The organism is Bacteroides sp. OM05-12 (assembly GCF_003438995.1).
Taxonomy (GTDB): domain Bacteria; phylum Bacteroidota; class Bacteroidia; order Bacteroidales; family Bacteroidaceae; genus Bacteroides.
On sequence record NZ_QSUN01000002.1, the window covers coordinates 116,733 to 129,857 of the forward strand.

Annotated in this window: 9 protein-coding genes; 3 read left to right on the forward strand and 6 right to left on the reverse strand. The window is 42.6% G+C overall.

Features of this window, described 5'->3' with window-relative positions; translation table 11 throughout:
- Positions 1-17: 17 nt before the first annotated feature.
- Complete coding sequence (locus DXB63_RS02360) at positions 18-899, reverse strand: DMT family transporter (protein ID WP_122124777.1); 882 nt, start codon at positions 897-899, stop codon at positions 18-20.
- Between the two features lie 163 nt (positions 900-1,062).
- Positions 1,063-5,310: an FN3 associated domain-containing protein gene (locus tag DXB63_RS02365; RefSeq protein WP_122124778.1), complete on the reverse strand. Its 4,248-nt coding sequence runs from the start codon at positions 5,308-5,310 to the stop codon at positions 1,063-1,065.
- 128 nt (positions 5,311-5,438) lie between these two features.
- Between DXB63_RS02365 and DXB63_RS02370 the strand changes: the two genes are divergently transcribed.
- The 3 genes from DXB63_RS02370 (at position 5,439) to DXB63_RS02380 (ending at position 9,799) form a co-directional block, all read left to right on the forward strand.
- Positions 5,439-7,190, forward strand: coding sequence for a LuxR C-terminal-related transcriptional regulator (locus DXB63_RS02370; RefSeq protein ID WP_158563615.1), 1,752 nt, complete (start codon positions 5,439-5,441; stop codon positions 7,188-7,190).
- An 85-nt stretch (positions 7,191-7,275) separates the two neighbouring features.
- Positions 7,276-8,301 carry an AI-2E family transporter gene (locus DXB63_RS02375; protein WP_122124780.1) on the forward strand — a complete coding sequence of 342 codons (1,026 nt, stop codon included), beginning with the start codon at positions 7,276-7,278 and terminating at the stop codon, positions 8,299-8,301.
- A 115-nt stretch (positions 8,302-8,416) separates the two neighbouring features.
- Positions 8,417-9,799: an MFS transporter gene (locus tag DXB63_RS02380; protein WP_233522740.1), complete on the forward strand. Its 1,383-nt coding sequence runs from the start codon at positions 8,417-8,419 to the stop codon at positions 9,797-9,799.
- Between the two features lie 5 nt (positions 9,800-9,804).
- On the opposite strand, the gene DXB63_RS02385 is transcribed toward DXB63_RS02380, so the two are convergent.
- The 4 genes from DXB63_RS02385 to trpC all read right to left on the reverse strand — a co-directional run bounded on the left by DXB63_RS02385 (position 9,805) and on the right by trpC (position 13,124).
- Positions 9,805-10,857: an asparaginase gene (locus DXB63_RS02385; RefSeq protein ID WP_122124782.1), complete on the reverse strand. Its 1,053-nt coding sequence runs from the start codon at positions 10,855-10,857 to the stop codon at positions 9,805-9,807.
- A gap of 76 nt (positions 10,858-10,933) precedes the next feature.
- Entirely contained in the window at positions 10,934-11,710 is a 777-nt protein-coding gene (trpA, locus tag DXB63_RS02390) for a tryptophan synthase subunit alpha (RefSeq protein ID WP_122124783.1), read from the reverse strand.
- 20 nt (positions 11,711-11,730) lie between these two features.
- A complete protein-coding gene (locus DXB63_RS02395) occupies positions 11,731-12,339 on the reverse strand; it encodes a phosphoribosylanthranilate isomerase (RefSeq protein WP_122124784.1) in 609 nt (202 codons plus the stop codon).
- The gene (trpC, locus tag DXB63_RS02400; RefSeq protein ID WP_122124785.1) at positions 12,336-13,124 is read right to left on the reverse strand and encodes an indole-3-glycerol phosphate synthase TrpC; all 789 of its coding nucleotides are present in this window, start codon (positions 13,122-13,124) and stop codon (positions 12,336-12,338) included. Before trpC ends, DXB63_RS02395 begins: the two co-directional genes overlap by 4 nt.
- Between the last annotated feature and the right edge of the window lies 1 nt (position 13,125).

Genomic DNA, 13,125 nt, shown 5'->3' on the forward strand with positions numbered 1-13,125 from the left:
CGTTTCTAAACCGTTGTTCATTTGCTTCTTCTTTCTGCCATATATACGCCGAGCAGGATTAAGACAGATCCTGTAAGGGCTATGAGGGTGATATGTTCATGTATGACAAGAGAAGAAGCCAAGAGTGTGACCATCGGAATGACATAGATGTAATTTGTAGTTCGCAGCATACCGAGTTTCTTTATGGTTACCGTCCATAATATATAGCAAAGCATGGAGGCAACAACGCCTAGAAAGAATAAATTGGCAAGGACGACCGGTTTCAACAATACTTCACTGTCAAACTTTATTGGATGGAATATGAAGAAAGGCAGTAAGGTTACGACACCGTAGAAGAATACTTTCCGGGTGACAAAAAGAGTCGGATAGTTATTCAGGTATCGGAGGATAATGCCGTAGAAAGCCCACATCAATGCAGCCGTTAATGTAAGCAAATCACCCAAAGGGTTTATTTTCAGGATAAAACTTCCGTTGAAGACCACGAATGCCACACCTGTCAGCGCAATCAATGAACCGTAGATAAGTTGCGATGTCAGTCGCTCTTTATGGAAAAACAACAGGGACAGGAAAGCGGTCAGGATGGGTGCGGTACTGATAATCAGTGAAACATTCGAGGCGAGTGTGATACCTAAAGCCGTGTTCTCCGTCAGAAAGTAGAGAGACCCTCCGCTAAGTCCGGCAGCTACGAATATCAATTCCTCCTTGAGGCTTCTGGCAAACAGCTTGCGTGGTGATATGAACCAGATACATACATAAGCCAACGTGAAACGGTAAAGCAAGATTTCGGCGGGTGATAATCCGTAATTGATTAATACCTTGGTTGATACGAATGTTGTTCCCCATACGACAACTGTAAAAATTGCCATAAGATGATACCAGAAAGTTGCTTTTGTTGCCATGTTATTGCTCTTTGGGGCGCAAAGATAGGAAAGATGTTCGGATTGGACAAAGAAGGGAGAAGGTATAAATATAAAAAGACATACGGTCGATTGAAGACAAACATACGGTCGATTGTTTGCAAACGATAGGAGTTTGTTATCAATCGACCGTATGTTGAAAAAGTTATTTGGCTATCATCTTACATCTCTCCGTAGTACCGTCTTCGTAAACCGTTATCATGATATTGATACCGCTTATCGGAGTGGTGGATGTTATTCCTGAAGGGGTAACATATTTACGTGACAGGATTGCTTTTCCGGCATTTATATCGGTTATGCCGTTTGCTGTTGCTTTATACTCGGTTACAGAAGAGTCATAACAGGAACGTTTGGTAGCGTATGCCTTGATGGTACAGTCTTGAGTAACTTGAAATTCTCTTTCATACAGCGTTGCATCTTTAGACGGAGTGTCGCCGTTCAAAGTGTAGTAGATCTGTACATCCGGATAATCGCAATCAATGAAATACCATTCGTCGCCATTAGTGGTTGTATTCATTGTTATGACCGGAGCCGGTAATGTGTCAGGCTTGGCTACAATCGGGATCCTCTTGACGAACGTTTCGTAGGTTGCGATGAGTGTATCTTTGAGATCTGTGTTGGGGCTCAGGCATAGCATATTGTTCTCGATAAGGAAACTGGAACCGGTTTTAAGTGTCCATGTGAGTTTTGCGTCAGCTCCCAATGTAAGGTCTGATTTAATCGTGTTACACTTCTCTTCTTCCGGGAAATGGATAACGGAGATGGCAGCAGCTTTAGCTCCGGTTTCTTCGGCAAATGCTTTCAGTACGGGATATTTCCCTTCTTCAAATAACCATATTTCAGGGTCGAGACCTTCGAGTGCGGTACCGCTGGTGAGACTTGCAGTGGACATAGGTGTTACACCTTCGTGTTCTTCATCTTGTGCAGCACTGCTGAGGTAAGTTTGCTTGTCGTAATAAACATGATTGAATGTTCCTTCTTTATATAATTTCCCGACTGCATTGCCCACCATGTCGTCATCACATGATAACCGTCCTAAATTGATAGCGGATTCGGCAATAGGAATTGAACCGTCGCTATTATAGAATCCTACGATACCACCCACTTGAGTTGGTGCATGTACATATCCTGCATTCAAAACGTTTTTGATCGTACCGAAATTGGAATGGCTTATGCCGGCTACCACTTTTAGTTTGTCATAAGTATATGTGGCACTCAACACCTCTGCTCCGATTTCGCCTACATTCTGGCAGTTTTCTATCGTACCCCTGTTGAATGCGGTAATACCCCCTGCATTCTGTTGTCCGGTGATTATTTTTCCGGCATTGTAGCAGTTACGGATGATTCCTCCTTCTTTGTTATAAGAAGTCATCCCAGCTACATTTCCCACATATCCGTACACATCGGCATAATTCTTACAGTTTTCTATTACTCCTCCGTAATTATAGCCAACGAATGGTGAAGAATAAGAACCGAATTTGAATTCGCAGTCGGCAGCCATAGTCAGATTCTTGATTGTGCCACGTTCGCTTAGGCGTCCGATGAATCCCCGATAAGAGGTCTTATCTGCTATCTTGTTGTCTTGGTCTAAGGTTACAAATACAAGTTTACAACGATGAATGGTGTATCCGTTGCCGTCGAATATACCTCCGAAGCAATAGGTAGTTTTGTCCGTAGCGGAGATACCGGTAAATGTTTCGTCATATTCAAGGTCTATGTCATTGGTCATTTGGAAATATGAGCCCGAATAACTCATCAGGTCTACTGTCGTTGCTTTTGCCAGTGTTATCAAATCTTGTTTATTTTTGATAAGATAAGGAGATTCTTCCGTTCCTTTTCCTTCATACAGCCCTTGAGGAGTACAGGTGATAACATAATATTTACTGTAATTACCGATAGAGGCTACCAGTGTATCTACGGCAAATGTACCGTTAAGGTGAATGTTTGCTCCCGATATTTCTATTCCGTTTCCGGTGGTGGAGAGTACACCGTTTGTTATTGCTTTCCAGCTTACGCTATTGGCGGTGGATACGGTGAAATCATTGGATATGTTCATTGCATTGTCATTTTCCACCAAATACATAGGAGCTGCCGATACATAAGCTAATTTATTGGTATCTATACCTTTCAAACGAGGATATAATCTATCGGTAAAGTTCCATATTTCGGTATCGAAACCTTCCCACGCAGTAGCCTTAATCATATCTTCAGTATTCATGGCACCTATATTTTTAGGTGTGTTCGGCATGATTTTCTGATCGAAGAAACAATTGGTAAATGTTGTGTTCTCTTTGGGATAATTACCGACATAGGGTGCATATTCCATTGCTGACGTGCTTCTTACAATACCCGATATATAACAATTGCTTATGGAGTTATATACAGGTTGTCCGTCCAGTAGGCCATCTATGCAATATCCTAGAATACCTCCGTTCCAAGGGATTGGATATTCAATGGAACCGGCAAAATAGGAGTCTGTAATCGTTCCTCCCTGTGCTGCCCCTACAATTCCTCCGGCTGCTGATTGAGTACCGGTTGCATATACTTTACCGATACTGAAACAACGGGTAACGGAAGAACAAACGGCAACTCCCACCACGCTTCCGCCGAATACACCCGGATTTAGGATATATAAGGAACCGTTGAAATAACAATCGGATACAGCGCCTCCGTCACGATTGCCTACATAGCCTACAACGCCTCCGGCACTTGCTGTAGTGGTAGTGGATGTACACGTTACGATAGCATCACTCCATAGATTGGAAACTTTACTGTATGTTACACCTATCACACCTCCTGTTTGTCCGTCGCCTGTAACCGATCCTTGGAAAGAGGCATTGTTCGCCTGCCTTGAATATCCGGCAACTCCTCCTACACAGAAGAGCCCGTAAACAGTTCCGTCCGCATGGCAATTCTCTATTGTTCCAAGACTGTAGGCTACTACAGAACCGGCATAATAATAGGATGATTTTAAATTCGCATTGGTAATGGTGATGTTTTTAACGACTCCCGTAGTATCTATACATCCAAACAGTCCGCAGTAGCCGGCGCCTCCCGCATCAATCGTCAGATTTGATATTTTCTTGCTGTTTCCATCGTATGTACCTCCGAAACGACGAACATCATCACTACCGCCGATAGGTGGGAATGAATACTCTTTCATGTCGATATTGGCTGTTTGTTTGAAGAACTTCCCAACATATGTACTCGAGTATTTACGTCCGGAAATGAGAGTATCATTGTTTACTATTTGGGATAAAGCAAGTAGGTCGGCTGCATTTTCTATCAGGTAAGGATCCGTTTCTGTACCTGTTCCTTTAAATCCTTCCTGAGTCTGTGTAGGCGGATAACTCAGGGTAAATGGAAGGTCTATGGATGTTGAAAGAAAACGATATGCAAAGATTCCCTTATTTGTGGCAATGATCCAATTTCCCCAACTCATATTGGTATCGGTTGTCGTACCGTTTATAGGTCTTGAATAGAACAACCCCTTTGTCCAGTCGGCAGGGTAAAAGTAGAAGTTTCCATAACTGGCATTGTTGAATAAGTATTGAGGGCTTATTGCTAAACTCTTATCGTTTTTTATTTGTATATCGATTTTGCTGCTTATTCCTGCAAAATTGTATACACGTACCATATTCTTACTGTTTTGTTCCACCAAGACGGGAACATCCATTGCATAGGGAACACTGTCTTTATCCAGTGCTATGTTTTTCATGGTTGCGTTTGATGCTTTGATGGAGGAGCCTCTATAGAGTCCGAATGAGCTACCGGTATAATCTCCGCTTGCTATCACGCATCCCCATGATTCTAATGTAATCCCGTTTTCATCGATTGTTCCATATATTTTGGCTTTAGAATCATATATCTTTTTATCTACATTGACCGAATAAATGAAACATGGTCCATAAGTCGCATGCTCATACATTAATTGAGGTTCTATTACAATTTCACCTTTGGAGTAATCTACTTGTGCTGTTATTGTGCCTCCACCTCCCCAGAAGTTTTCAATCTTGAGTGTTGTTTCGTTTTCTTTAATAAGTTTTACGGCAGAAGTTCTCTCTACAGAATTATCGGCGGCATAATCCAATTGTATATTATCCTCCTTTAAATCATTCATTGAGACGAAGGATTTCTCCGATGTCATAAGTACCTTGTTCTTTTGATGTATCGGAAGTCTTTCTGCTTTTCCCTTTTTGATTTGGATAGAAGAGGGTTGCAGTTCTTCACTCATGTTCACCTGCTTGGAAAGGGTAATACCTTTCTTTAGGTCTGAATCAGCAGCTTTTATGGCAGCGTCATCGTTGAATCCTGACACTTTTACTTGAGAAAAAGTAGGAAAAACAATTCCCAACAGTAAAAGAGATGTAAGTAATGCGGTAAATTTTCTCATATTGATTCTTGTTTAAGTGAAACATATAGGAGTTATCTCAATAACAAAAATAACGTATTTAGCGGTTTTTCCCCGAAAAAGATAGTGTACAAATGGTGTACATACTTACTTTTTACTATTTTTGTGCTATGAGATGGCTTCTTTTGATTATATTCTTTTCTGTTTATCAATTGGGAGGATGTGTTACCAGAGAACAGTTTTTCCATTGGAAGCCTGTTTGTCCTTCTGCGGATTCATTGGTTATCTTGTTGGAAAGTGATACATACAACGGGTTATCTTATGGAAAACGTTTAGCTGTAGTACATTCGTTATATACTTTAGCTGCCGTTAATCCTCATTTGCCGGTTCTGAAATCAAGAGCGCAATATTGGAATGCCCGGTTGTTGATCTCAAAGTCGGAACTGGATTCGGCTTTGTGTTTAGTTCGCTCCGGTGTTCAGTTGTTGGATACATTGAGTTATTGTTATGATTATGAACGTTTCCTTTCTTTAGAAGCCATGATAAATTTGAAAAAAGGAAATTGGACGAATTATTACAATAAGATGAAAAAGTTGGAGATGTATTATGAGAAAGAAAAGGATGCCATCATGCTTGCTTCTACATACATCAACATCGGCAATTATTTGAAAGACATTGAGGAACATGAACGGGCTTTAGAATATTTGTCTAAGGCGGATAGTCTTTATGAAGTTAATAAATTAGATAAGTATCGAATAAAAAATCATCTGAATTTATCGAATGTGTTGTATTCAACCGGACAGAAAGATAAGGCGATAAGTCTACTTCTAAATTTATTGGATGAACCGGAGGCAAAGAAAGATACGGTCTTTTATATTAATGTTTTGTTTTCAATTCATAACCAAACCGAAAATATTGAGAATGCCGATAAATATGCGGAACGGGCTTATCGTTTGTCGTCAGTCTTGAAGAATGATTTTTTGCAGGCTAAGGCGGCAGTCGTTAAAGGAGAGAACTTGTATAAGAAAAATAAGAAAGACAGTGCTTTATTCTACTATAAATATGCTTTGGAGTATGCCAGACAAAGTAATAATTATGATTTTATATTGCCGGCATTGGGAGGTGCAATTAATGTATATTCTTCGAGGAGGATTTGGGACAGTGCATTTGCCTATCAACAGGAATATATTTCTATTCGGGATTCTCTTAATCAGATAAAGAATGTATTTCTTGTAAATCAGATGGAGGCTCAGATTGCTCAGAAAAGATATGAATCGGAATTGGCGCAGGCAGAGAAGGATATGCTTATGCATAAAAGAATAATAAATTCTCTCGTAGTATTCGGAATACTCATTATCTTGTTTGTCTGGTATGTATTCGAGACATTGCGCAACAAGGAGAAAGTAAAGAAACAGTTGAAAATATTGGAAAATAAGGAAATTGCCGCCAGATTAAAGAATGAACAACTACGTAATGAACATTTCCAACTGGAAATTGATGCTCAGAATAAGGAATTGGCTTCCAATGCATTAATGGTTAGTGAGAAGAACAGGTTGTTGGATCAGCTTGTTTCCAGAATAGAGGCTATGCGGAAAGAAGGAAATATGTCTGAAAAGAATGCGGCAGAATTAGTAGGGCAGATTAAGGGCGACTTAGTACCGCAAGATGATTGGATCTATTTTAAATTACATTTCGAGAAAGTTCATCCGGACTTCTTCTCAAAACTAAAAGAAGTATGTACTGATCTGTCTGAAGGCGAATTGCGTTTATGCGCGTATATCCGCATCGGTATAGAAAACAAACAGATAGCCCAGATGCTTTCCGTACAACCGGATACGGTGAAAACTTCACGTTATAGGATAAGAAGAAAATTGAAATTACGACAAGAAGATTCTTTGGAAGATTTTTTGCGATCTATCTAGTTTCCATACTTATTTATAACTAAATAATGATGTATAGTAAACCATCGTTGTTGATTTATTGTTCTTATTTGTAAATACCGGATTGATGAATGTAAAAGAACAATATTGGAAATACTCTCTTGTCGTTATTATCCTTTTGTTGGGAACGATTATCTTTTTTAAGTTAAGACCTTTTCTGGGAGGTCTGCTTGGAGCATGTACCATCTATGTATTGCTGCGTGGACAAATGCGGCATTTGATTTTGAAGAAAAAGATGAAAAGGAGCCGGGCTGCCGTTTTACTCTTGAGTGAAACCATACTGTGCTTTCTCATTCCTTTGTCTTTGATAGTTTGGCTGCTCGTGAACAAGGTGCAAAATCTCAATCTTGATCCGCAGAGCATCATGGAACCGATACAGCATTTGGTTTCTTTGATAAAAGAGAAGACCGGATATGATGTGCTGAAAACGGAAAATCTTTCATCCATTGCTTCCGTATTGCCACAAGTGGGACAATTCCTGATGGGAGAAATCAGCGGGTTCGCTATAAATGTCTTTGTATTGGTATTCGTACTCTATTTCATGCTGATCGGCGGAAGTCGTATGGAAGAATATATATATGATATATTGCCTTTTAATCCGAAGAATAAAAGGAATGTCTTGGAAGAGGTGCACATGCTTGTGAGGTCAAACGCAATCGGTATTCCTCTGCTTGCGGTGATACAAGGTAGTATTGCTATGTTAGGGTATTTCATCTTTGATGCTCCGAGTGCATTATTGTTCGGACTGTTGACCTGCTTCGCTACGATTATTCCTATCGTGGGCACTGCGATCATTTGGTTTCCGTTGGTAGCATATATGGCTATAACAGGAGATTGGGGCAATGCAATCGGTTTGTTGATATATGCATTGGTAGTGATAACCAATATTGATAATCTGATTCGTTTTATCTTGCAGAAAAAGATGGCGGATACCCATCCCTTGATAACTATTTTCGGAGTAGTCATCGGACTTCCGTTATTCGGATTCATGGGGGTGATCTTCGGGCCTTTGATGCTTTCGCTCTTTATATTGTGTGTCGATATCTTTAAAACCGAATATCTGGATGTAAAGAAACAACGCTGGATAACCTGAATTTATCTTTGTTTTATGGACTGTTTCTGCTAAAGAATTATTTCCTTTGCAGACTGAAACGCAGTGTCGTTTGTTTTTAGAGGAATGCAAAGTAATTTGGTATAAGTAAATGAGTTTGGAAAAGATTAATCAGGTACAAGACGGTTTGCCGTTACCTCATCGGTATTGGGCTATTTTAGCCATTGGTTTGGGTATTCTTGTGTCCGTGTTGGACGGAGTTATCGCCAATGTTGCACTCCCTACTATTGCCGATGATCTTCATACCTCTCCGGCCAATTCTATTTGGGTAATCAATGCCTACCAGTTGGCTATAACAGTTTCCTTGTTGTCTCTTTCTTCTTTTGGGGATATATGGGGGTATCGCCGTGTATATACCGCAGGTTTATTGCTGTTTACTTGTACATCATTGGCGTGTGCCATGGCGGATTCACTTCCTACGTTGATTATAGCCCGTACATTACAAGGTTTTGGCGCGGCGGCTATCACGAGTGTGAATACGGCGTTGATACGTATTATTTACCCTGCACGTTTTTTGGGTAGGGGAATGGGACTTAATGCGTTGGTGGTTTCCGTTTCTTCCGCTGCGGGACCTACTATCGCGGCAGCTATTTTATCCATGGCGAATTGGCCTTGGTTGTTTGCCATAAATATCCCGATAGGTATTGCAGCGCTTGCGTTAAGCTATAAATTTCTCCCTGATAATCCCGTGAAGGTTGCCGGACGTAAGTTTGATGTGATGGGGGGAATCATGAATGCCATAACCTTCGGACTGGTCATTGCTTTGATAGAGGCTTTTACCCATAGGGTTAAGACAGATGTTATTATTGCCGGTTTTATCATTCTATTGGTTTTCGGGTTCTTTTTCTTTCGGCGGGAGCGTAAACAGGAGTATCCTTTATTTCCGGTGGACTTGTTGAAGATTCCTATCTTCTCTCTTTCCATCATGACCTCTATCTTCTCTTTTATCGCACAGATGTTGGCGATGGTTTCTTTGCCTTTCTTTCTGCAAGGTTCTTTAGGGAAAGACGAGGTGGCAACGGGATTATTGTTGACGCCATGGCCTTTGACAACGATGCTCTTTGCTCCGCTTGCGGGAGTACTTGTAGAGAAAATCAATGCGGGAATCTTAGGGGGAGTGGGACTTCTTATCTTTGCATTCGGATTGTTTATGTTGGGTGAGCTGCCCGCAAATCCGCAAGATATAGATATTATATGGCGTATGGCTATTTGCGGAGCAGGGTTCGGATTGTTCCAGACGCCGAATAACAGTACCATTATATCCTCTGCTCCAAAGGAAAGGAGCGGCGGGGCAAGCGGTATGTTGGGCACGGCACGTTTGTTGGGGCAGACGAGTGGGGCAGCTTTGGTTGCCTTGATGTTCCGGCTGTTTCCGGGAGACAGCATGAACGCTTCTCTCTACTTGGGATGTGGAGTGGCTGTTGTCGCTGCAATTGTCAGTATGATGCGCATCGGTAGGACGGTGCCTGCCGGAAGTTGATGGTATTACCTTTCTCTTTTGGTGATTTCTCCTACAAGTGACCGGTTCATACGGTAACGGATCTCCTGATTGCTGAGTCCGTGCCCGAGCAGGAACATAAGTTTGGTAACCGCACTTTCCGGCGTACTGTCGTAACCGCTGATTACACCCGCTTCAAGCAGATGATATCCCGTCTCGTAACGTTCCATTTCAACTGCGCCACTGGAGCATTGGGTGATATTGACAATGATAATGCCCCTGTCCGTCGCATCTTTCAGCAGATTGATGAACCATTCTTTCTGCGGTGCATTTCCCGAGCCGAAAGTTCTCAGTACAACTGCTTTTAAGTTGGGGGCATGAAGTATGGAAGATACTACGTTTTCCTGTATGCCGGGGAATAGGCTTAGAATAACTACGTTCGTATCAAACAGATAATGAGGTTTGAATACTTTCTCCGGGTCGGGCTTATGAATAAGATGAGGCTCATATTTGATATGTATGCCTACATGTGCCAATGCGGGATAATTATGTGAACGGAATGCATTGAAGTTTTCCGCATTAATCTTGGTGGTGCGGTTGCCGCGCATAAGCAAGTTCTCGAAGAAGATACAGACTTCGGGCACTATCGGAGTCCCGTCCGGATGCTTTGCCGCCGCTATTTCGATGGCGGTTATCAGGTTCTCTTTACCATCGGTTCGCAGTACGCCGATGGGAAGCTGTGATCCTGTTAGTATGACCGGCTTGGCAAGATTCTCCAACATGAAACTCAGTGCGGAAGCAGTGTATGCCATTGTATCCGTACCGTGCAGAATAACGAATCCATCGAAGCTATCGTAGTTATAGTTAATGATTTTCACCAATTTAGCCCAGTAAGAAGGTTCCATATCGGACGAATCGATAGGAGGGTTAAACTGATAAGATGAAATACGGTAATTGAAACGTTTTAATTCGGGGACGTGTTTTAGCAAATGGTCGAAGTTGAAATTCTCCAACGCTCCTGTTTCAGAGTTCTCAATCATACCTATCGTACCGCCTGTATAAATCAATAACACAGACGGATATTTGTTGTATAACACCATACTTGACTCTCCTGCTAATTGTTTCCGGCTGCAAAGATAATAATTTCAGTCGATTCTTCCTTCATTGAGAATCAGTTTATTCTTTCAGAGCCTCCAGCAATTTGCTTACCGCCTTTTCAGGATTACCTTCTTCACCCAGCAATGTGACGAACTTGCTGCCTATTATAGCCCCTGCCGCATACTTACAGGCGGATTGGAAAGTCTGTTTGTTGGAGATGCCGAAACCTATCATACGTGGGTTTTGCAGGTTCATGGATTGGGTGCGTTGGAAGTAGTCCAGCTTTTCTTTATTGAAATCTTTCTGTGTACCGGTAGTGGCGGCGGAAGATACCATATAGATGAAACCGTCTGTATGTTCGTCAATGAGCCGGATGCGTTCTTCACTAGTCTCCGGAGTAATCAGCATGATGACTTTAATATTATATCGCTCGGAGATGATACGGTAATGCTCCATGTAGTCACGGTAGGGCAGGTCGGGAATGATAACACCGTCTATTCCGCATTCCACACAGGAACGGCAGAAGTTCTCGAAGCCGTATTGCATAATCGGATTCAAATATCCCATCAGTACGAGGGGGAGGTGGATGTGATGGCGTACGTCTCGTAGTTGTTGGAAGAGTAGGCGTAGCGTCATGCCGTTCCTAAGCGCTTGTGTCGCTGCGTTTTGTATCACGGGACCATCCGCCATAGGGTCACTGAAAGGAATGCCGACTTCTATCATATCAATACCCTGACGCTCCAGCTCGGTGATAATCTCTACCGTACTGTTCAAGGTTGGGTATCCGGCACAGAAGTAAACGGAAAGAAGGTCTTTCTTTGCACGGTCATTGAATAATTTATTGATTCTGTTCATGATGTTTATTGTATTAACGGTTATTTGATCTGTTGAATGAACTCTTTTAACAGGGGGATGTCTTTTATTCCGGGATGGATCTCGAAACGACTGTTGAGGTCGTAACCCGCGAGCATGGGGTGCTTGAACTCCTTTAGTGCCGGTATGCTGTCCGGACCGATACCTCCGCTCAGGAGGAAAGGCGTTTCTCCGGTATAACTCTTAACTATCTCCCAGTCGAATTGCTTGCCGGAACCTCCGTAAGCGGATGTTTTTGTGTCGAACAGGTAGTAGTCGCAAAGCCCTGCATAAGACTCTGTCTTTTGCATATCCTCTGCTGTGGCGATAGGGAATGCCTTGATAATCCGGATACCTTTGTCTCTGAGGGATGAGCAGAACTCCGGTGGTTCCGTTCCGTGCAGCTGAACATAGTCCGAACCGACAACACTTACAATACGGCAGACTTGTTCTTCCGACGGATTTACAAAGACACTGACGAGCTTTGCCCGCTTCGGTGTAAAGTGAAGCTCCCTCTCCGATACATAGCGCGGAGAGCCGGGATAGAAGATGTTTCCTATCATATCAATGCCTAACGCTTCTGCCCGACGGGTGTTCTCCGCATCTTTCATACCGCATACTTTGAGTATCATACCGTGCCTCCTTTAATGAAACGGCGTAATGTATCCGCAGGATGTTCGGTCTTCATGAAAGTCTCTCCGATAAGGAAGCCCCGGAATCCGGCATTACGCAACTTTGCCATTGTTTCTGCAGAGGAGATACCGCTTTCGGATATACGAACCCGGTCTTTCGGCAGGAGTTCCGCAAGGTGCAGGGAGTTCTCCACATCTGTATGGAAAGTGCCTAGATTACGGTTGTTTACACCTACCATATCTATCTCCTCATTCAGGTACTCCAATTCCTTTTCACTGTGTATCTCAAGCAACACTTCCAAGTCCAACCTGTGCGCTTTGCGGGATAAGTTCCTGCACTCTTTGGGAGTGAGGCATGCGGCAATGAGCAGCACGGCATCCGCGCCCACCGCTTTAGCCTGTAATAGCTGATACTCGCTGATGATGAAATCTTTTCGCAGGATGGGGAGGTCGGTCAAAGCACGTGCCTCACGTATATCCCGCAGACTGCCTCCGAAGAACTCGGCATCGGTCAGTATGGAAAGAGCCGTAGCCCCGTTTCGTTCATAGTCGGGGATGATTTCTTCTACCTTCGCATCTTTCTTTATCCATCCTTTTGAGGGAGAGCGGCGTTTGAACTCGGCTATAATTCCTGTTGCGGATTGCTCTAGAGCCTGACGCATGGAGCGTTTTAAGGGAACGGCGTCCGTGAGATGGTCTTCCAATATCTCTGAGGGAAAGGCCTGTTGCTGCATTTCCACTTCAATCCGTTTGTAGGCGATGATTTCTTCTAATATATCTTTCATA